This is a genomic window from Serratia sp. NA_13, assembly GCF_052691735.1.
The window spans coordinates 58,100-79,406 of record NZ_JBQZFV010000008.1 but is presented as its reverse complement, the minus strand read 5'-3'; the positions used below and the strand labels follow the sequence as shown (position 1 = coordinate 79,406).

The following is a 21,307-nucleotide window of genomic DNA, read 5'->3' as shown; positions in this document are numbered from 1 at the left end:
TGGTTAAATCACGCCCCATGAGCGTAAGAAATAGATGCCCAATGCGGTAGTGAAAAACGAGCCGACGGTGGTGATGGCAATAATATTCGCCGCCAGCGTGGCATTGCCCCCCATCGCACGAGTCATCACATAGCTGCCAGAAGCCGTAGGCGTGGCCGAGAACAGGAAGATAATCCCCAGCGCCGCGCCGTGAAAACCGCACAGCCAGCCACTCAGCGTCATTATCACTGGCACGACAAACAACTTGGCCGAAGAGGACAGCGCCGCCACGTTAGACGAACGAAACATGGCGCGCAGATCCAAGCTTGCCCCGGTGCAAAGCAATGCCAGCGGCAACGACAGTGCCGAGATATAGCTGCCGGTCTGCCGAATTACCTGAGGTATCCCCAGACCGGTCTGCGCATAAGCCAGCCCGCACACCAGGCCGATAATCAGCGGATTGGTGACGATACTGCGCAACAGCGACAGGCGGCTGATCCGCTTGCCCCGCCCGCCTTGCAGGCTGCGCGTGAGGGTAATCACTGACAGTATGTTAAACAGGATCACCGTCACCGTCAGGTACAACGATCCTAACGCCACGCCCTCACTACCGTAAGCGGTCATGGCATAGGCCAGGCCGACAATGGCGGTATTAGCACGAAAGCCCCCCTGCACAAAGACACCGCGCTCACGTGGCTCTTTAACCAGCCAGACGGCAGCCACTTCCAGCAACAAGAAGGTGACGAGAGTACCGATAGCGCCGAATATCACCAGCGGCAGGTTGCCCAACAGCTGTGGGTGGTTGGTAGCGATGCTGAAGAACAACAGACAGGGCAGCGCCAGGTTAAACACCAGTTTGGTGGCGCCGTCAATAAAACGGTCGTCCATCAAACGCCAGTGGCGCAGCAATATGCCCAGCAACATCATTAACAGATTGGGTACGGTGACGTTGAATGCAAAACTCCAAGTTTCCCAGGACATGATGTTCCTTCAGGCTAACGGCGGTAAGAGTCAGATAATAAAACGATTTCGACCCAATAAAAAAGGGCGCGGTAGTGATACCGCGCCCCTAATACTGATTATTAGCCTTTTTTCAGGTGGCTCATCAGACGTTTACGCTTGCGCATCTGGTTCGGCGTCAGCAGGTTGCGCTTGCCGGCGAACGGGTTCTCACCCTCTTTGAACTGGATGCGGATTGGCGTCCCCATCACCTTCAGAGAACGGCGGAAGTAGTTCATCAGGTAGCGTTTGTACGAATCGGACAGATCGGTCACCTGGTTGCCGTGGATCACCACAATCGGCGGGTTATACCCACCGGCGTGCGCATATTTCAGCTTCACGCGGCGGCCACGTACCAACGGCGGTTGGTGATCGTCGGCAGCCATCTGCATGATTTTGGTCAGCATTGAGGTGTTCACGCGGCGGGTCGCACACTCGTAAGCTTCCAGTACCGAAACGAATAAGTTGCCAACGCCGCTGCCATGCAGGGCTGAGATAAAGTGAATGCGGGCGAAATCGACAAAGCCCAGACGCAGATCGAGCATCTCTTTCACGTGATCGCGATCTTCCTCGCTCATGCCGTCCCACTTGTTGACCACAATCACCAGTGAGCGCCCACTATTGAGGATAAAGCCGAGCAGCGAGAGATCCTGATCGGAAATGCCTTCGCGTGCATCCACCACCAGCAACACCACGTTGGCGTCTTCGATCGCCTGCAGTGTTTTGATTACCGAGAACTTCTCTACGGTTTCCGTCACCTTGCCGCGCTTACGTACCCCGGCGGTGTCGATCAGCACGTATTCGCGTTCGTCGCGGACCATCGGGATATAGATGCTGTCACGGGTCGTGCCTGGCATGTCGTAGACCACGACACGATCTTCGCCGAGGATGCGGTTAGTCAGTGTGGACTTACCTACGTTAGGACGACCCACGATAGCCAGCTTGATTGGCAGATCCTGCGGGTTGAAGTCGTCTTCCGGTTCTTCTTCTGCGCCTTCGAGGGTTTCACCTTCTTGCTCGGCCCAATAAGCGGCGTTAGCCTCTTCTTCGGTCAGCTCGACTTCTTCCGGCTTTTCACCGACAAACGGCACCAGTACGTGCTCGATCAACTGCGCTACGCCACGACCGTGGGAAGCCGCGATCGGATGCACGTCGCCCAGACCCAGCGAATAGAAATCGGCGGCGGCCATGTCTGGATCCATACCGTCGGTTTTGTTGGCGACCAGGAAGGTGGATTTCTGACGGTTGCGCAGATGCTGGGCAATGCCCAGATCAGCCGGCATCAGACCAGCGCGAGCATCAACCATAAACAGCACGATGTCTGCTTCTTCGATCGCCAGCAGCGACTGACCGGCCATGCGTGTTTCAACGCCATCTTCGGTGCCGTCAATGCCCCCGGTATCGACGATAATAAATTCATTACCCTCAACCTCAGCACGACCATACTTGCGGTCTCGCGTTAGCCCGGGGAAATCCGCCACCAGCGCATCGCGCGTATGGGTTAAACGGTTAAACAAGGTGGATTTACCCACATTCGGGCGCCCTACTAGCGCGACGACAGGTATCATTGTGAAGCCTCATTACTTAATAATCAATGCGTTACTACACTATGGATAGACACCAGAAGTGCAGCTTATAAAATACGAAACGGCCCCTGAACACTCAGGAGCCGTTTTCCCCTTCATCTTTCGCGCCGCAGCGGCGTTGCCTGCGCACCTTCTCCCCAGTCACTTAGTTCACTAAGCTCCTGGGGACTCATGCGCTTGCCGCCTGACTGCAACCCGAAATCTTTCGGGTGCAAGAAGGGTCGCGACGATCGACGTTAGCGGGTGAAAGCGTAAACTTTTCCGCCTCGGGCCTGAATAACCAGCTTATCGCCAGCTACCACCGGCGCAGACAGGAAACCGGAGCTATCCACTTCCTGCTGAGCAACAAAACGGCCGTCCGTGGTGTTAATCCAGTGCAGGTAACCTTCAGAGTCACCGGTCACCAGGAAACCATTGTACATTACCGGCGGAGTCAGGTTGCGGTGCAGCAAATCGCTCTGCGTCCATACGGTCACGCCACCTTCAGTGCTCAACGCCACCACGCGATCGTTCTGATCGATAAGGTAGATGCGGCCTGCATCAACGATAAAATCGTTCACCGAGCCCAGTTCACGCTTCCACATGATCTGGCCGGAACGCAGATCTAACGCCGTCAGGTTGCCATTGTAACCTAATGCGTAGACAACGCCCTCAACAATCACCGGCGTAGTGTCGACATCGTTCAAACGATCGATTTCGGTCGCGCCGCTCGGCTGTGAAATACGTTGCTGCCAAATCAACTGACCTTGCTGCATCAGCACGGCATTTACGCGACCGTTATCACCGCCAACAATGGCTGCGCCAAAGGCAACGGCCGGCGCGGATTCACCGCGCAACGACAGTGAAGGCATGTCCAGGTTAACCGTCCACTTCACCGCGCCGTCAGATTCGTTCAGCGCCTGCAGCAGGCCGTTGGAGGTGTGGATCAGTACCATACCGTCGCTGATCACCGGACGTGAAATCGCTTCGCCGGCCACCTTGGTCTGCCAGGCTACGGTACCGTCTGAGGTATTGAGCGCGTAAACCACGGCTTTCTCACTGCCGACATAAGCCTTGTCGCCCGCGACCGCCATACCGCCCGACAGCAGTGCCGGCAGGTTGCTGGACAGGAAGCCGGTTTTCTCAGAGAGATCAACCTTCCACTTTTCGTTACCGTTATCGGCATCCAGTGCTTTCACGATGCCATGACGATCGGCGGCGTAAATAGTGTTGTCCTGGAAAGCAGGACGCAGGTGAGAATAGAACTCACCAACACCGTCGCCGACCGAGGTTCTCCACGCCTTGTTAGGCGTGAACTGATTTTCAACTTTCGGCAGCGGCGACATGGTAACCACGTCTTCTTCACTGTTAAACAGCGAGCAACCACTCAGCAAGGCAACGGAAACCAGTCCGACCAAGAGTGTTTTACGCAATTGCATGGGAATTCCCCTTAGCTGGACAAGTTATTCAATTTCATGCGCAGCAGAACCTGCAGCGCCTGAGAAGCGTTAGACTCAATGCCTTTACTGTAAGCTTCGCGTGCACCTTTGGTGTCACCTTTAGCCAACAACACGTCGCCGCGCGTATCCTGCGCCATCGCCGCCCAGCCTTCGCCTTTCACGCCATCCAGCGTTTTCAGCGCGTCATCCAGTTTTTTCTCCTGCAACTGGACACGCGCCAGACGCAGGTTAATCATCGAAAGCATGTTTTCGTCTTTGGTCTGGCCCTGAGCCAGCACCAATTGTTGATCTGCCTTGGCAAACTCATTCTGCTCAACAAAATGCTTCGCCAGCTCCAGAGAGGCCAGCACGCCGTAGCTGTTGCTGTTGGCCTGGGCAAACTTCTCCGCGGCAGCGACATCATCCGGCTTACCGACAGCCAGACGATCGCTGGCTTCCTGATAAGATTGGGACGCAGCCATCATGTTGGAGTTTTCGTGGCTCTGCCAGTAACGCCAGCCGACCAGGGCACCAATTCCGAGCACCACGCCCACTGCCAGCGCTTTGCCATTTTCGGCAAAGAACCGACGCACGGCGTCGACTTGTTCGTTTTCAGTGGTATAGACTTCCACGGTGTCCTTCTCCTTAACCTAACATCAGAGCCAGGCGCACTGCGACTTCGCTTTGCGCCAGCGTTTCTTGTTCACCACTGCGCAGGTCCTTAACCACCACCTGCTGGGCTGCGACTTCGTTCTCACCCAGGATCAAGGCGACGCGCGCGCCCCACTTATCCGCACGGGTGATCTGCTTCTTAAAGTTACCACCGCCGTAGTTGGTCATCAGTTTGAGCTGCGGCGCTGCATCACGCACGCGCTCCGCCAGCTGCATTGCTGCACTCTGAGTACCAGCACCGGAGGAGATCACATATACGTCAATGGTCGCCGCAGCCTTGAATTCCGGGTTAACCGCCTGAACCAGCAGCACCAGACGCTCCAGGCCCATGGCGAAACCGACCGCCGGCGTTGCACGCCCGCCCAATTGCTCTACCAGACCGTCATAACGACCACCGGCACACACCGTACCCTGAGCGCCCAGACTGGTGGTTACCCATTCGAATACCGTGCGGTTGTAGTAGTCCAGACCGCGCACCAGGCGTTCATTGATGGTATATGGGATGCCTGCCTGCGCCAAAAGTTCACACAGACCTTCGAAGTGGGCTTTGGAATCTTCATCCAGATGCTCGGACAGCCGAGGCGCGTCGTTCAACAGCGCCTGCACTTCCGGGTTTTTGGAGTCCAGTACGCGCAGCGGATTGCTGTACATACGGCGTTTGCAATCTTCGTCCAGCTTCTCTTGATGCTGTTCCAGGAATGCCACCAGAGCATCGCGGTAGTTGGCGCGCGCTTCCAGTGAACCGATGGAATTCAGCTCCAGCTTGACGTGCTCGGAGATCCCCAGCGCTTTCCACCAGCGGGCGCTCAGCAGGATCAGCTCAGCGTCGATATCCGGGCCCTGCAGGCCAAATACTTCAGCCCCCAGTTGATGGAACTGGCGATAGCGGCCTTTTTGCGGACGCTCGTAGCGGAACATCGGACCGACGTACCACAGACGCTGCTCCTGATTGTACAGCAGACCATGTTCGATGCCGGCGCGAACGCAACCAGCCGTGCCTTCCGGACGCAGCGTCAGGCTTTCGCCGTTGCGATCGTCGAAGGTATACATCTCTTTTTCCACGACGTCGGTCACTTCGCCGATCGCGCGTTTGAATAACGGGGTCTGCTCTACAATCGGCAAGCGGATTTCGCTGTAACCGTAGCCGCTAAGCACCTGCTTGAGGATGCCTTCAATACGCTGCCATAATGCCGTTTCTTCCGGCAGGTAGTCGTTCATGCCGCGAATGGCTTGAATGTTCTTTGCCACGTGAGTTCTCTGTCCGTTGTCTATAAAAATGAACCCGATTATAGGGACTTTGCCGCTCCGTATTCAACGCGAATACCGAGTTCTGCTCCCGGGTTCATAAACAAGCGGGCTAAAAAGCCCGCCGTATCGGTGTAATGCTTATTTTTCCAGCAGGTTGACCGCGATGCGATTGCTTTCATCCATCATCGACGCCTTGGCGCGAATTTTGGCTTCCAGTTGGTCAATCATCTGCTCGTTGTCGAAACGTTCTTTCTGGCGCACGCCATCTTCGTAGAAACCGCTCTTTTTATGGCCACCGGTCACGCCCAGCGTGGAAACCAGCGCTTCGCCCGGGCCATTGACTACACAGCCGATAATTGAAATGTCCATCGGCGTGATGATGTCTTCCAGACGCTGCTCCAACGCGTTGACCGTGCCGATAACGTCAAACTCCTGACGTGAACAGGTCGGGCACGCGATAAAGTTAATGCCTCGGGCGCGGATGCGCAGTGATTTCAGAATGTCGAAACCGACCTTGACCTCTTCCACCGGATCGGCTGCCAATGAGATGCGCAGGGTATCGCCAATGCCTTCCGACAGCAGCAACCCCAAACCAATCGCCGACTTCACTGAGCCACTGCGTGCGCCACCGGCTTCAGTGATGCCCAGGTGCAACGGCTGATCGATACGCGCAGCCAACAGACGATAGGATTGCACCGCCAGGAACACATCGGATGCCTTGACGCTCACTTTGAACTGGTCGAAGTTGAGACGATCAAGGATATCAACGTGGCGCATGGCAGATTCGAGCAGCGCTTCCGGCGTAGGTTCGCCGTATTTTTCCTGGATGTCTTTTTCCAGCGAACCACCATTAACCCCGATACGGATTGGGATGTTTTTATCCCGCGCGCAGTCTACGACCGAACGGATACGCGACTCGTTACCGATATTGCCCGGGTTGATGCGCAGGCAGTCTACGCCATACTCGGCAACCTGCAGCGCGATACGGTAATCGAAGTGGATATCGGCGACCAGCGGCACGTTAACCTGCTGCTTGATCAGTTTGAACGCCTCGGCGGCATCCATGGTGGGAACTGAAACGCGGACGATATCAACGCCCACACGCTCCAGTGCTTTGATCTGATTAACCGTTGCTTCAACATCAGTGGTACGGGTGTTAGTCATCGACTGCACGGCAATCGGCGCACCATCACCAATAGGCACATTGCCGACGTAAATTCGCGTTGATTTTCGACGGATGATGGGCGATTGGTTATGCATTACTTAACTCTCCATTGTTGCCCTGACTCAACGACAATGGCCGCGCAATTACTGCGCGGCAACGGTCAGACGAGCAACACGGTTTGACTTAACAAACCGGCTTAAATCAACCGGCTTACCTTGATATTGAATCTGTACTGCGGCCGGTGCGCCGATGGTCAGTTTGTACGGCGCGGTACCCGTCAGGCTCAGCTTGCCGCCGCTTTTCTGGCTGCCGCTGTACAACGTTTTACCGTTGGCATCACTCACCTGCAACCAACAATCGGCGGAGAACTCCATAACCAGCGCGTTGGGATCAACAGCCGGGGCAGTCACGCCCGCGTCGGCAGTTGGCAAAGGCGCAGTTGGAGCCGCGGGCGTTGTCTCAGGCAGCGTCGTCTGGCTTGGTGAAACCACCGCCGGCTGCTGCGCAGTTGTACTGTCGCTAACGGCCGGAGTCTGAGGTTGCTGTGGAGCAACGCCGGTATCTACCGGCGTGGAACCATTGTCAGCCAGAGGCGCACTGTTGTCGGCATTGCTGTCGGTCAACGGCACTGACTGGCCTTCATTGTTTTGTGAAAGCTGCGCAGAGGATTGATCGGCCATGGTGACGATCTCTTCCTGCTGGGCCTTGTGGTTTTGCCACCACCAGGCACCGGTCAGGCCAACCACCACGAAAACGATCAGCCAGGTGAAGCTCATTAACCAGCCGTCGCGTTTTTTGCGGCGCTTGCCCAATGAGAAACTCTGCATTGGGGCAACTTTCGCCACCTTCAGCGGAGCCTGCTTGGCCAGCATCGGCAGCAGTTCATCCTCTGGCAAACGCACCAGCTTGGCATAGGAACGGATATAACCCCGCACGAAGGTTGAAGCCAAATCTGCGGACAGATTGTCTTCTTCGATATCGCGCACGGTAGACATTTTGAGGCACAGGCGTTCTGCAACGGCCTGTTGACTCAACCCGAGTTGTTCACGGGCCTGACGCAGACGTTCGCCTGTCGTCATTGATACAGTTTTATCTTGGGAGGCTTCAGTATTCATTAGCTAAGAACTGCTGGTACTGTTTGGATTGTGGAAAACTTCGCGATAACTGCTTGCCATAGCGTTGCACGCTATCCTGGCGCCCGGCTAACGCGGCGAAACGAATCTGTAACCATAAGCTGTCGGCGCTAGCCGGCAGAACATGCTGATAACTATCGAGTAAAAGTTGCGACTGTGCGCGATTCCCTTCTCCAAATTGCTTTTCTGCCTCCACCAAAAGTGGAGTGCCTTTGTCCGGATCGATCTTCATCGCACGCATTAACAAGGTACGTGCTTCATCGTTCTGACCGGCCTTGAGAAAACAGTAACCTGCGTTTTCCAGGCTGTCGGCAACCTGACCGTAATCCGGTGCTACTGCCGCAGCGCTAAACTGCTGTTGTGCCGGTACATACTGCCCTAAACTGCAAAGAAACGCACCGTAATTATTCAGCACGGTGCCATTGTTCGGCGCAAGTTTGAGCGCTTGCTGATAGCGCTGTTCGGCCGCGCTATTTTCGCCCATTCGCTGCTCATAAAGCGCCATGCCCAATTGGGTACGGTAATCCTGTGGGGCAGCATCTGCCGCTTTCTCCAGATTCTGTCGCGCGGCGGGTAAATCGCCCTGCTTGAGATATTCCAGACCCAGTTGCAAACGCGTCTGACCCGCTTGCGACTGTGCGTCTTTTTCTTCCGGCGTTGAACCAGAACAGCCGGCCAGTAAACCGGCCGCCAGCAACGTTCCCCACAGAGTCAGCTTCATGCCTGCATTCATTTCCTTGTCAGATGTCATCTGGCCGCCTGAATACATAACAGACTGTAAGATAACAAAAAAATCATGCTATAGGGTTCAGACCGCACGTACTGATATAGGTTCCCCGGCCATTTTCTTTTTCAGGGTACGCTTGGTACGGTCGATCACTTCACCCGCCAGTTGCCCGCAGGCGGCATCGATATCATCACCACGGGTTTTACGAACAATAGTCGTAAAGCCGTATTCCATCAACACTTTGGAAAAACGATCCACCCGGCTGTTGGAGCTGCGGCCGTAAGGTGCCCCCGGGAACGGGTTCCATGGGATCAGGTTGATCTTGCATGGCGTATCCTTGAGGACTTCTGCCAGCTGGTGCGCGTCGTCGGTGCTGTCGTTGATGTGGTCCAGCATCACGTACTCAACCGTTACCCGGCCCTGGTTGGCATTGGATTTTTCCAGGTAGCGACGTACCGCCGCCAAGAAGGTCTCGATATTGTATTTACGGTTGATCGGCACGATATCGTCGCGGATCTTGTCGTTCGGCGCATGCAGGGAGATAGCCAACGCAACGTCGATCATATCGCCCAACTTGTCCAGTGCCGGCACCACGCCAGAGGTAGACAGGGTCACACGGCGCTTGGACAGGCCAAAGCCGAAGTCGTCCAGCATGATTTCCATTGCCGGTACCACGTTGTTCAGGTTGAGCAACGGCTCCCCCATCCCCATCATCACCACGTTGGTGATCGGACGTTCGCCGGTCACTTTCAGCGCGCCGATAATTTTTGCCGCACGCCAAACCTGGCCAATGATTTCCGACACGCGCAGGTTGCGGTTAAAGCCTTGCTGAGCGGTCGAACAGAATTTGCATTCCAGGGCACAACCCACCTGGGAGGAGACACACAGAGTCGCACGGTCGCCGTCCGGGATATACACGGTTTCGACCTGCTGATCGCCCACTTTGATCGCCCATTTAATGGTGCCATCGGCTGAGCGTTGTTCTTCCGCCACTTCTGGCGCACGGATCTCGGCGACGCTTTGCAATTTATTGCGCAGGACCTTGTTAATGTCGGTCATCTGCTCAAAGTCATCGCAGCAATAGTGGTACATCCACTTCATGACCTGATCGGCACGGAAGGGTTTCTCGCCCATTTTGGCGAAAAACTCACGCAATTGCTGACGGTTCAAATCCAGCAGGTTAATTTTGGCCACAGCCGGTTGTTCCGCGTTAACGGATTGAGTAGTCAGCGAATTATTTTCAGACACGATGTGCTCGGACGTGATGGGTTCTAACATAATTGATCTCTGGCCTCGTTGTTACACGTTACGGCGCGAAAGAGTGGAAAGTAAGTGCGTCGTTCAACCCGCATCAATTGCGGTGACGGCGCTAAAAGCGCGCCCCTGACAAGAAGCCTCATCAGGGGCGCGGCATTGTACAAATTTTAGTAGCAGCTTTCCACGTCTGAAAGACATTCAGGGCATTTTTATTGTTTCAGCCGATGAATGAAAAATTCGAGTAGCGGTGCTGCATACTGCACCTGTGCCAATCGGGGCGAATATATCGCCCCCTACAACTTGAAAGGCGACGGGCAGATTAACGTGAGCAGATTTCGCTCTCATTAAAGAAATACGCGATTTCGCGCTGTGCAGATTCTACTGCGTCAGAACCGTGTACGGCGTTGGCAGTGAAGCTGTCCGCGTAGTCAGCACGCAGGGTGCCGGCCAGTGCGTTGTCCGGGTTGGTTGCGCCCATGATGTCACGGTTACGCTGTACTGCGTTTTCTGCTTCCAGAACCTGAACCACGATCGGGCCAGAGGTCATGAACTCAACCAGGCCATCGAAGAATGGGCGGCCTTTGTGCTCAGCGTAGAAGCCTTCGGCTTGTTCGCGAGTCAGACGCAGCATTTTGGATGCGATGATTTTGAAACCGGCACGCTCAAAGCGAGCATAGATTGCGCCGATATCGTTGTTAGCTACAGCGTTTGGTTTAATGATGGAAAAGGTACGTTCTACGGTCATGATGGCCTCTGTATAACTTCCAAAACAGGCCGGTCTGCAAACAGGGTGCCGGCCTTCTCAAGTGGCGCAGATTATATGTGCGCTGCCAACGCTTGCCTACGGGAAAATCAACATTTCATTAAAAAATCATTATCTTTATTCTTCACTTTGCGGCCCAGAGCACAGGTTATGAAAACTTACCTTAATCGAGGGTGAAGTCACGCAATGCCACCTGACCACTCTCATCGAGCACGCTGAGCTGGTAACGACCAGGTTGGGTCAGCGTCTGCAGCAGCGACTCCCCTTCCCCCACCAACTGGCCATTGAGGAACCACCAGCGCTGTCCGCCGCCGCCCTGGGCGCTGACCCGCAAATCCAGCGTATTGTTACCCGGCAGGCGACGCAGTATCGCGCCGTCACGCACGCCCAGCATTAACAACGGCGGTACTTCTTGCTGCTGCAACGGTGGGCACTGCGGATCAATAGCCGACAAGCGCTGCGCGCGACGCTCAGCCGGAGGCAACCAGGGTTCCAGCGGCGTAGGCCACAGTGCCAGCCGACGCGGCGTGGCCCCCGGGCAATCCGCCGCCACCCGCAATCCACGCGCGTTCAACCAGATTAGCGGCTGGCTGCCCAGCACGCTTTCCTGACCGGGTGCGGGCAGCGTCGGCGGGAGAGTCCCGTCGAGAGTCCAGCTCAGACGTCGTTGGCGGCAATTGCTGTCCCCGGCCGGCAGTGGCTGACCGCCCGGCCAGCAGATCACCGCACGGCTGACGCTGGCGGGGCGCGGATCGGCCGGGATCCCTTCGCCACGCTGGCGTAAAGAGGTCAGCAGCAGATTATTGACCTGATTGAGCAGGGGCACCGCCGTGGCGAAGCCGAACTGCCCGGCCACCGGGGTACCGTCCGGTCGCCCCACCCAAATGCCTATCGTATAGCGCGCGTTAACACCGATGGCCCAGGCATCGCGGTAGCCGTAACTGGTGCCGGTCTTCCACGCCAGCGGCACGCTGGCGGGTAACGCCTCATCCGGCAACGGGCGAGCCTCTCCCGCCAGTATTCGCCGTACAATCCAGGCGGCGCCCGGCGACATTAACTGACGATCGTAAGTCCCTTGCTGAGGGGTAAAGCGCAGCGGTGACACCCGGCCCTGACGAGCCAGCGCGCTAAACCCGGCCACCAACTGATCCAACCGGGCACCGGCCCCGCCCAGGATCAGCGCCAGGCTCGGTTCGGCGTGTGCCGGCAACCGCAGTTCAACCCCCACATTACGGAGATTGGCGGCAAAGCGCTTCGGCCCGTAGGCTTCCAGTAGTTGTACCGCCGGTAAATTAAGCGAACGTGACAACGCTTCGCTGGCACTGACCGGGCCGTGAAAACCGGTATCAAAATTACCGGGCCGATAATCCCCAAAACGGCGTGGTACGTCCTGTAACAGAGATTCGGCGTGGATCAGACCGTCGTCCAGTGCCAGGCCATACAAGAAGGGTTTTAGCGTCGAACCCGGCGAACGCCAGGCAGCCACCATGTCGACATGGCCAAAACGGCTGTTATCGTTCAAATCCAGCGAGCCGAGGTAGGAGCGAACTTTCATATTGGTGTGATCAACCACCAATACGCCAACCGAGGTTTTTTCCGGCAGTTGGCTCTTCCAGCCGCGAGCCAGTTCTTCCAACCGCCGTTGCAAGGTGGCGTCCAGCGTGGTGGTCACAACCTGGCTACGATTGCCCTGCGTCATCCGTCTCGCCAGTAACGGGGCCAACTGCGGCACCTGGCGCGGGGCCAACCACAAAGCTTCCTGACGGATTTCGGCCACCTGCTGCGCTGGCCAAACCTGATAATACGCCAGGCGTTCCAGCACCTTGTCACGCGCAGCCTGCGCCCGTTCCGGATAGCGGTCCGGCCGCAAACGGCTGGGAGCCTGCGGCAACACTGCCAGCAACGCCGCCTCGCCACGCGTCAGCGCCGAAGGCGGTTTGCCCAAATAAGTCCAGCTAGCCGCGCCAATCCCCTGTAGCGTGCCGCCGTAAGGTGCCCGGTTAAGGTAGATTTCAAGGATTTGCTCCTTCGACAGATGCCATTCCAACTGGGCGGTACGCCACACCTGCCGTAACTTGCCGGCCAGCGTGCGTGGATGGGGATCAATCAGGCGCGCTACCTGCATCGAAAGCGTGCTGCCGCCGGAAACGATCTGCCCGTTGCGCAGATCCTGCCAGGCGGCACGGGCCAGCGACAACGGGTTAATACCGGGGTGTCGATAAAACCAGCGGTCCTCATAGGTCAACAGCGCCTGCAAATAATAGGGCGAGACCTGTTGCAGGTTGACCGGATAGCGCCATACACCGTCACTGTCCGCATAGCGCCACAGTGGGGTGCCGTCTTCCGCTACCACCACCCGCGCCATCTCGGCATCTTTCAGCGGTAACGGCCACAGCCGATCCGCCAACCACAGTAAAGCGGGCGGCAGCAAAATCGCCAGCAGCCAGATGGCTGCCCGGCGACGTAAATGCATAAGAAGTCGATTCATCAGGAAGGTATCACTCCCTTGCCCCACCACCGGCTAAACCACCGGGACGAGGCAAAGAGGATCATTTGGCAATTTCAAGCCGCGCTGGTGTCGTGCCCAGCGCACGCCAGGCAGGCACATACATCGACTCAACCTGCGGTGCTGGAACCAGATAAGTGCCCGGCGTCACGGCCCGTGCCAGATACAACAGTGTGGTATGACGGTAGCCGTCGATATTCACCGCCGCCACATAGCGATCGTCCCGGAACTCCTGATGTTTGATGTCGGCCTGCTGCATGTCCTGCAGCAGTTCGGTCACGCTGCTGGCGCTTTCGCCCAGGCTGGCGCTGCTGTCCCCCAGATTCTGGTTCTCCAGTTCCAGTCCGGCCGGCAACAGATCCACCACCAGTGCGTCCGGCACCTGATTATCGGCCCAGACGTCCAGATGCACCAGGATCAACTGACCGCTTTTCAGCTGGGTCAGATCCACGGATTTACCATCCAGCCCCAGGAATTCACGGCGGATATTCAACACGTTGCTCTGCGGTTGCGGCGCCTGTTGCGGATAACCGACCAAATCGACCCGGCTGTACAGCGTACCCTTGCCGGTATTGGTGAGCTGTAGCCCGGAAGCCAACTGTTCAGCGGACAGGTTTTGCGTCAGCGCCTGGCTACCGGACAGGGTTTTGCCCTGCGCCGTTTGTGCCTGCCATGGCGTTTCAGCACTGCCAATCAGATTGCGCGCCGCCAGGAACAGGGCATTGCTCTCCTGCGTAGACAGATAACGTTCACCGCTGAGACGTTCAGATAGCGTCAGCAAGCGTTGGTCGCGCTCGGCCGGCAGCAGGTTATTTTCGGTCAGCAGCGCCAGGATCATCGCGTCATCACGCAGCGGGCTGCCGTAATCTTCCAGCCAGTAATCCTTGGCATTGCGCTGCGTCGCCAGCCCTTGCTCGATAGCCTGATTGGCACGCGGCATATCACCCATCAGCTTCAGCGCCACGCCAAGCTGCACCAGCGGCAAGCCCGAACGAGCATCGCCGCGACGCTCAAACAGCTGTCGCAATGCCCCGAGCGGTGCCTGCTGTTGACGCGCCAATACCAAGCCGGCATAGGCCTGCACTGCAAAACGGGTATGGTCCGGATACTGGGTGGAAGCAACGTCAATCTGGCTGCGGTCCTGCAAATAGCGCTGCAGACGATTGTTGGCCGCCGTCAGCGCATCGGTCGGGACGCTGTAGTTCTGTTCACTGGCACGGAACAGGAAGTCGGTCGCGTAGGCCGTCAACCAGAACTCCTCCTGGCTGTCGCGACTCCACAGACCAAAACCGCCGTTATAACGCTGCATGCTGAGCAGGTGCTCGATGCCTACATCGATACTGTTGCGGCGGCTTTCATCACTACCGGATTTGATCCCGAGTGCGCTGAGCTGCGCCCGGTTGGTATACAGCGACGGATAAAGCCCGCTGGTGGTCTGCTCCAGGCAGCCGTAGGGATAGGCATACAGTTCGCTGATGTAACGCGCCAGGTTGATTGGCGGACGGCTGGTCAACAGCAGTTGCCCTTCGGTCGTCGCCTGTTCCAGCCCGGCAGCGGCATCTGTCGGCAGACCCCAGCTTTCACCGGCGTGGATCACGCTGGCGAACTGGCGGGTTTGCGCCGGATACGCCGGCCTTACGCCAATCTTCCAGCTATGCTGATAGTCCTTGAGGGTTTCCCCCGGCAGTACCAAACCGCTAAGGGTCAGCGCGACCTCACCCTGACCAAAGCCCGCCAGTGCCTGTGCCGGAATTTGCAGCGTGGTTCGTTCGCCGTTGGCCAGGCTGACCTGTTGTTCGGCAGCCCCCTGCAGCGCCACTAACCCGCTGGAAGCCAGTTTCACGGTTAATGTCTGCGGCTGACCCGACAGATTGCTGACATCCAGCGCCAATTGGGTGCTATCGCCCCCGGCCAGGAAACGCGGCGTCGCCAGCTCTGCCACCACCGGTGCGGCAACAACGGTCTTGCCTTCCGCCTTGCCGAAGTCTTCATCGCTCCATGCCTGCGCCATCAGCCGTAATTCACCGTTGAAGTCAGGAATGGCAATCTGAATTTCGCCTTCGCCGTTGGCATCCAGCTTAACCGGCTGCGCCTGCTGGGCAACAATGGTGACCGCGGTGATCGGCTTTTTACCGCCGCGTGACAACGCATCTTCCTCATCGCCGTCGCCGCCGTAGCGCAGATTTGCCAAACGCCCCTTGCCTTCAATCAGTTGACCATAAACATCGTACTGATCGGCACTATAGCGTTTGCGACCAAAGAAGGCCTGATACGGATCCGGCGTTGCGTAGTTGGTAATATTGAGGATGCCGCTGTCAACCGCGGAAAGCAGCACGTTGATTTGCTGTGGCGGTTTACCGCTGCTGTGGGCGGCCTTCACTTTCACCGTCAGCATTTGGTTCGGCCGCATACGCTGCGGCGCGTCCAATTGCAGCGCCAGTTTTCGCCCTTCATCCACCAGCGGCAGATGCAACAGCCCTACCGCCCGCTTCGGCGTCGACTGCTGTTGCTTGTCACCCGGGCGGATCACCAATGCGCTGAGGTACAGATCGTGGCGTTTCCACTCCTGATTGATAGGCACTTCAACATCAACGCCCTTGGCCGGCACATCCAGTTCCTGCCACCATAGCGGACCGTCGCTGGATTCCACCAGCAGGTAGCCCTTACCGGCGGCCGGGGCTTCGATATGCAGTTTCACTTTCTCACCCGGTCGGTAGGCCGGTTTATCCAGCTTCAGCTTCACCTGGTCCGGACGTACCGCCCCGCTGCCATTAGTGTTGTCCTGCCAGCTGTAACCGGCCCAGAAACGCAGGCTGCTGATCAGATTGCTCTGCGGATCTACCACCTCAATACGATACGCGCCCCACTCCACCGGGAAACTGACTTTGGTGCTGCCGTTGGCGGCGATGTCGATAGTCTGTTCCGCCAGTAGCAGATCTTTTTTGTCGTATAACGACTGCCAGCCTTCGCTTTCAGACCACTGCCAGTAATAGTCGCGGCGCTCACGCACCAGACGGGCCTTCAGCCCGCTGACCGCCAGTTTTTCACCGGCGGCATTGGCGTAAACAATATCAAACCCGGCCTGGGTGTTTTCATCCACCACCGGTTGGGCCTGGTCGCTATTGCTACGATAATCATAAATCTGTTGTTTGTTGAACAAAGGTCGAATGCCGGGCAGCGCATCGGCAGGCCAGATCGCCCGTTCGGCGCGGCGCGTCACCGGGCGGCCACCGGACTCCAGCAGGCTGGCCTGCAAGATGGCTTTCAACGGTGATTTTACCTCTGCCCAACTGCTGTCCACCGCGACCTGCGCCTTGCCGGCGTTATCCAGCACCTGATCGAATTCATCCATATTGCGCGACAGGCTTTCTTCTATTACCGAACCAAACTCATAGCCCGGCAGGCTGCTGACCGCCTCACGCTGCGGTCGCAGGAACACCTGCCCCTGCAGACGATTACCCGAAGCCGGTGCGCCATAGAGGTAACGGCCGCTGACGTCGAACACCAGTTGCGCATCAGGGCGCAGCGGGGTTTTCTCTGCGGTAATATCGAGCGCCATGCGTTCCGGCAGGAAATCCTCGACCTTGAAGCTGTAAAGCCGCGGCTGGTTATCACCTAGGTTGAAACGTAGCGACCAGTTACCAGTCGGCCCGCCTTCAGGAATTTGATACTGATATTGATACAAGCCGTCCTGTGGCTGCCAGACAAAGCTGCGCGCTACCTGATCGTCCGGTTTGACGATATCCACCTTCACCGGCTGGGCCGGCAGTGGTTTACCGTCGGCGTCACGCAGTAGCCCGTTAACGATCAGCGTTTCACCTGGACGGTAAAGATCACGCGGGCCGAAGGCGAAGAATTGCTTGCTGTAGCCTTCCGGCCCGGCAATATCGAACTCAGCCAAATCCAGCGCCGGCGTCGACAGATCGATCATGCTGGTCTGGCCCTGTTGGGTCGCCAGTAACAATCGCGCCTTGGCGCTTTTCACCAACTGGGCGTGCCCTTGCTTATCGGTGGTGCCCTGGGTCAGCGTTTGACCTTTTTCATCCAGCAGGCGCAGTTCAACCGCGTCCAATGCCGCGCCGCCATCCAGAGCCTGGGTAAACACGTCCAGACGGCCGTGATAGCTGTGCAGCGAAACGCCGATATCACTGAGGGTGAACAGGGTCGCCGGGTTGGTATAACCGTAATGCCCAGCCTGCTGCATCACCGCCAGGTAGACACCCGGCTGCTGCAAGGCTTCGATGCCACTCAGTGGCAATAGCAGGCGTTCGCGAGTATTGCGCTGCGGGTTGAGATCGAAGCGGCCGCTGTAGACCAGATCGGCCATTTTCAGCAGTTCTTCCGACTCCCAACTGGAAAGCGAATTGCGGTACTCCCAGTTGGCCAGGAATGCCGGTAAGGCATCGGCCTTCACCCGGAAGAAGTTAACGTCGACGTTATCGACGTTGAGCGCCATCACCGGCAGCCCCTGCGCCAGTTTGGTCGGCAGCAGCGAACCTTTGCCGGCAAAGCCGACGCTCGGTTTGATGTCGCGGGTGGTAATAGTCTGTTCTTGCTGTTTGCCCAGTTCGGCACCGTTGACCGCTTTCAGACCGCTCTCGAGGGTCAGTACCAGCTTGCGATTGGGTTGCAGATGGCGCAGCCGCAGTTCCATCAGGTTATCGGACAGCTCCCAGGCACCGTCGATTTTGCCGCTAACGCTGTCGACCAGATGCGCTCGCGCAGCGAAATCCTGATTCGGATCCAGCGGCAAAGAAAACGTCAGCACCATGGCACTGGCACCGTCGAGTTGCAGTTCGGAGGCATCAAGCAGCGTCAGCGGCTTACCGGCGTCGCGTTTCGCCAATGCCGCCAACGCGGCGGCATCCGGTCGCTTGATCTGCATGACGCTACTCGCCTGTGCATCAGCCTGCGCTGCGGTTGGTTTTTTTCCGCCGTCATCACAGGCGGCCAGCAGCAGCAGGCCCCCCGCCAATGCGATCCTCTGACAAAGCTTCTTGCCTGATGCAAATGCCCCTGAACGGCATGGTTTCATCGTTTAACTCCCTGGCAACGTTTGCGCGGCTCGTCGGCGCAATATCCGGATATGGATGAATAATAGCAGCGCTGCTCCCCGGGCCGTGAAACATTTCAATCTGTGTCGGGCCTAATGACGAAGCACCATGCAAGGAACTGTTATGCCGATCACACTGCGTAACGTTACTTGTTACCATTAGCGTTATTTGTTTTTAAAACAATAGGATAGAAAAAACTGAGCGCTACCGGCGAGCTGCGCGCCGCACGGTAGCAAGGGAAGGATTACTGCGTTTTTTCAGTAGAAGGAATGATATTGCGCAACCAACTGCCCCAGCGGCGCTGGTAGAAGGGTTGGGTATGGGTGATCAGGTAATGGCTGACGCCACGTTCCTTTTCCGATACCAGGCAAAAATCCACCGGTTCGTCGTTAGGCGCGGTTTCGCTGGCCACGCTGCCCGCTTCATTGATCAGCGCCTCGATATCGCCTTGTTCGCCGTCTACTTCCAGCCCAACCAGCAGATTGGGTTTTTCGTCGACCGACTGATCGTGCATCAGTGCCAGAAACGCGCGGCGGACCGGCTTGCGCTGGCTGAACAATGTGGTCAAGGCATCGACCATCGCCGACGGATATTCTTCCGGTTGGCCCAACAGGATCTGGGTATCCTTGTCGATATAGCGTTCTGCCGGTTTGCTTACGCCCCCGGTAGCCAGCAGCATAGCCACCTCTTCAGGATAAAACTCTTTGCCGTACTCGGCCTTCGGGTTGAGGAACAGATCCGCACCCTGCGTAATCTCGAATAAGACTCGTGCCGGCATGGCGATAAAGGGCTGTTCATCCTCAACAGCTTTTTGCAGCGCTTCCACCGAGGTGAAAAACGGGATGATGCTGCCGCCATCCTGCTTTTCCCAATGCTGGATATTCACCGGTGTATCGGCATTGAGCGTGATGTCACCGCCGAGTTGCACCTGTTCGCTGTCACCGAGGATCAACACCGTAGCCTCAAGCAGTTCACGGAAGAATGCCGGACGATGGGCCGGCTCCGTCACCGCCAGTTTCAACAGGCGTTCAAGTTCGTTTTCGCCTGCGGCGACTTCGTGATGATGAGAACTCATGACAAACTCCAGCAATCAAATAACGGGGCCCAGCACGCTGGGCCCCGGGGATAAACGACATTCTATACCCTATAGCTTTCATTTTGCAGCTAGGCGCCCAGCTCGCTCATCCCCAGGCGCTTACAAAAGTTAAGTAACTGGGGTGAGCGACAAATCTGTCGGGAACAGATTTGAACGCTGTTTGCAGCGGCCCCGCAGGGGCAAGACCCATGAATGGGTCTTGTAAGCAGGTAACAACGCTGCAACTTGAAAGATGACGGGTATAACGCCCACCGGGGTGGGCATTCAATTACTTGGCTTTGCTCAACAGCAGGTTGGCCAGAGCACGTACACCCAGACCGGTCGCACCGGCTGACCATTGATCTACTGCACCCTTGCGGTAAGTAGCGGAACAGTCGATGTGCAGCCAGCCCTGCTGGTAATTAGTCACAAAATGCGACAGGAAAGCAGCCGCAGTGCTGGCACCCGCCGTGTAGGCCGGACCGGCTACGTTGTTCAATTCGGCAAAGTTGGAGGGCAGTTGGCTACGATGGAATTCGGCCAGCGGCAGACGCCAGAATGGCTCTTGTTCCGCAGCCGCACTGGCCAGCAGATCTTGCGCCAGAGCGTCGTCGAAGCTGAACAGCGCATGGTAGTCGTTACCCACAGCCGTTTTCGCCGCACCGGTCAGGGTGGCGCAGTCGATGATCAACTGAGGGTTCTGCGCGGACGCATCGATCAGGCCATCGGCCAATACCAGACGCCCTTCCGCATCGGTATTCATCACCTCAACGGTTTTGCCGTTGCGGTAACGGATGATATCGCCCAGTTTGAAAGCATTGCCACTGACCATGTTGTCGGCACAGCACAGGTACAGTTTTACACGCTGTTTCAGACCACGAGCTGCCGCCAGCGCCAGAGCGCCGGTAATGGTGGCTGCCCCCCCCATATCCGCCTTCATGGAGTCCATAAAGGCGCTTTGTTTCAGGCTGTAGCCACCGGTGTCAAAGGTGATGCCCTTGCCCACCAGGCAAGCAAATACCGGCGCTTCCGGGTTACCGGTCGGGTTGAAATCCAGTGCCAACAACACCGGTGAACGATCTGACCCACGGCCCACGGTGTGAATACCGGCGTAGTTTTGCTCACGCAGATCTTCACCTTTGGTAATACGGTAGCTGACGGCTTCACAACCGATGCCACACATCAGATCAACCGCACGGGTAGCCAACTGCTCTGGCCCCAACTCTTCCGCCGACATGTTGATGGTGTCACGCACCCAGTCAACAATCTTCAGGCGCTGTTCCAGCTCTTTGCTTTCAGCTTCCGGCAATGGTGCCCATTCGACGTTGCGTTTACCTTTCGGCCCACGGAAGCCCTGCCAGAATGCCCAGCTGTTTTCCAGATCCCAGTCGTCACCGGCCAGTTTGACATTCTTGATGCCCTGGCCGTCAATCTTACGAGCCGCACGTTGAATGCTGCCCAGTTTATCTTTGCCGGTCAGGTGGATGGTCATCCCTTCTGTACCGGTGCTCAGTAGCGCTTTCTCGCCCCAGCGAGCGTCAGCAGGTTGGTTCGACAGCGTTACCAGCATAAATTCAGTTGTCATAGCCTTCTTACTCCGGATTATTCTTTTATTAATCGTGTCGGATACAAAAATATACCCAAAATAATTCGAGTTGCAGGAAGGCGGCAAATCAGAGAATCCCCAGGAGCTTACTCAGGTAAGTGACTGGGGTGAGCGGGTGC

14 protein-coding genes are annotated in these 21,307 nt (G+C 57.0%); all 14 read right to left on the bottom strand.

The features are described 5' to 3' along the window. Window positions 1-3 precede the first annotated feature (3 nt). Window positions 4-960, bottom strand: a complete 957-nt coding sequence (locus tag ACUTSU_RS13100; protein WP_445652274.1) for an AEC family transporter — start codon at window positions 958-960, stop codon at window positions 4-6. Window positions 961-1,061: 101 nt separating this feature from the next. Then, the gene (der, locus tag ACUTSU_RS13095) at window positions 1,062-2,546 is read right to left on the bottom strand and encodes a ribosome biogenesis GTPase Der (RefSeq protein WP_445652275.1); all 1,485 of its coding nucleotides are present in this window, start codon (window positions 2,544-2,546) and stop codon (window positions 1,062-1,064) included. Window positions 2,547-2,800: 254 nt separating this feature from the next. Then, window positions 2,801-3,982 (bottom strand): outer membrane protein assembly factor BamB, encoded by a 1,182-nt coding sequence (gene bamB / locus ACUTSU_RS13090; RefSeq protein ID WP_445652276.1) that lies wholly within the window; start codon window positions 3,980-3,982, stop codon window positions 2,801-2,803. Between the two features lie 11 nt (window positions 3,983-3,993). Continuing rightward, window positions 3,994-4,614: a YfgM family protein gene (locus ACUTSU_RS13085; RefSeq protein WP_174354939.1), complete on the bottom strand. Its 621-nt coding sequence runs from the start codon at window positions 4,612-4,614 to the stop codon at window positions 3,994-3,996. A 13-nt stretch (window positions 4,615-4,627) separates the two neighbouring features. Continuing rightward, on the bottom strand, window positions 4,628-5,902 hold the full coding sequence (hisS, locus tag ACUTSU_RS13080; RefSeq protein WP_445652277.1) for a histidine--tRNA ligase: 1,275 nt from the start codon (window positions 5,900-5,902) through the stop codon (window positions 4,628-4,630). Between the two features lie 138 nt (window positions 5,903-6,040). Continuing rightward, entirely contained in the window at window positions 6,041-7,162 is a 1,122-nt protein-coding gene (ispG, locus tag ACUTSU_RS13075; RefSeq protein WP_012146317.1) for a flavodoxin-dependent (E)-4-hydroxy-3-methylbut-2-enyl-diphosphate synthase, read from the bottom strand. A 48-nt stretch (window positions 7,163-7,210) separates the two neighbouring features. Then, window positions 7,211-8,182: a cytoskeleton protein RodZ gene (gene rodZ, locus ACUTSU_RS13070; RefSeq protein ID WP_445652278.1), complete on the bottom strand. Its 972-nt coding sequence runs from the start codon at window positions 8,180-8,182 to the stop codon at window positions 7,211-7,213. Further along, complete coding sequence (gene pilW, locus ACUTSU_RS13065) at window positions 8,172-8,921, bottom strand: type IV pilus biogenesis/stability protein PilW (RefSeq protein ID WP_445652360.1); 750 nt, start codon at window positions 8,919-8,921, stop codon at window positions 8,172-8,174. Before pilW ends, rodZ begins: the two co-directional genes overlap by 11 nt. 87 nt (window positions 8,922-9,008) lie before the next feature. After that, the gene (locus tag ACUTSU_RS13060; RefSeq protein ID WP_153859382.1) at window positions 9,009-10,205 is read right to left on the bottom strand and encodes a bifunctional tRNA (adenosine(37)-C2)-methyltransferase TrmG/ribosomal RNA large subunit methyltransferase RlmN; all 1,197 of its coding nucleotides are present in this window, start codon (window positions 10,203-10,205) and stop codon (window positions 9,009-9,011) included. Window positions 10,206-10,503: 298 nt separating this feature from the next. Further along, on the bottom strand, window positions 10,504-10,929 hold the full coding sequence (gene ndk / locus ACUTSU_RS13055; protein ID WP_012146321.1) for a nucleoside-diphosphate kinase: 426 nt from the start codon (window positions 10,927-10,929) through the stop codon (window positions 10,504-10,506). A gap of 181 nt (window positions 10,930-11,110) precedes the next feature. Continuing rightward, window positions 11,111-13,435, bottom strand: a complete 2,325-nt coding sequence (pbpC, locus tag ACUTSU_RS13050; protein WP_445654266.1) for a peptidoglycan glycosyltransferase PbpC — start codon at window positions 13,433-13,435, stop codon at window positions 11,111-11,113. 61 nt (window positions 13,436-13,496) lie between these two features. Next, window positions 13,497-18,488, bottom strand: coding sequence for an alpha-2-macroglobulin family protein (locus ACUTSU_RS13045; protein WP_445654265.1), 4,992 nt, complete (start codon window positions 18,486-18,488; stop codon window positions 13,497-13,499). Window positions 18,489-18,751: 263 nt separating this feature from the next. Further along, window positions 18,752-19,582 carry an enhanced serine sensitivity protein SseB gene (gene sseB / locus ACUTSU_RS13040; RefSeq protein WP_445654264.1) on the bottom strand — a complete coding sequence of 277 codons (831 nt, stop codon included), beginning with the start codon at window positions 19,580-19,582 and terminating at the stop codon, window positions 18,752-18,754. A gap of 289 nt (window positions 19,583-19,871) precedes the next feature. Further along, window positions 19,872-21,167, bottom strand: coding sequence for an aminopeptidase PepB (gene pepB / locus ACUTSU_RS13035; protein WP_445654263.1), 1,296 nt, complete (start codon window positions 21,165-21,167; stop codon window positions 19,872-19,874). Window positions 21,168-21,307 lie beyond the last annotated feature (140 nt).

Excerpts from the sequence above, each read along its gene's own strand:
- ACUTSU_RS13045 (WP_445654265.1), bottom strand. The coding sequence starts at position 18,488 with ATGAAACCATGCCGTTCAGGGGCATTTGCATCAGGCAAGAAGCTTTGT.
- pbpC (WP_445654266.1), bottom strand. The coding sequence starts at position 13,435 with ATGAATCGACTTCTTATGCATTTACGTCGCCGGGCAGCCATCTGGCTG.
- ACUTSU_RS13100 (WP_445652274.1), bottom strand. The coding sequence starts at position 960 with ATGTCCTGGGAAACTTGGAGTTTTGCATTCAACGTCACCGTACCCAAT.
- rodZ (WP_445652278.1), bottom strand. The coding sequence starts at position 8,182 with ATGAATACTGAAGCCTCCCAAGATAAAACTGTATCAATGACGACAGGC.
- sseB (WP_445654264.1), bottom strand. The coding sequence starts at position 19,582 with ATGAGTTCTCATCATCACGAAGTCGCCGCAGGCGAAAACGAACTTGAA.
- ndk (WP_012146321.1), bottom strand. The coding sequence starts at position 10,929 with ATGACCGTAGAACGTACCTTTTCCATCATTAAACCAAACGCTGTAGCT.
- ACUTSU_RS13060 (WP_153859382.1), bottom strand. The coding sequence starts at position 10,205 with ATGTTAGAACCCATCACGTCCGAGCACATCGTGTCTGAAAATAATTCG.
- ispG (WP_012146317.1), bottom strand. The coding sequence starts at position 7,162 with ATGCATAACCAATCGCCCATCATCCGTCGAAAATCAACGCGAATTTAC.
- pilW (WP_445652360.1), bottom strand. The coding sequence starts at position 8,921 with ATGAAGCTGACTCTGTGGGGAACGTTGCTGGCGGCCGGTTTACTGGCC.
- der (WP_445652275.1), bottom strand. The coding sequence starts at position 2,546 with ATGATACCTGTCGTCGCGCTAGTAGGGCGCCCGAATGTGGGTAAATCC.
- bamB (WP_445652276.1), bottom strand. The coding sequence starts at position 3,982 with ATGCAATTGCGTAAAACACTCTTGGTCGGACTGGTTTCCGTTGCCTTG.
- pepB (WP_445654263.1), bottom strand. The coding sequence starts at position 21,167 with ATGACAACTGAATTTATGCTGGTAACGCTGTCGAACCAACCTGCTGAC.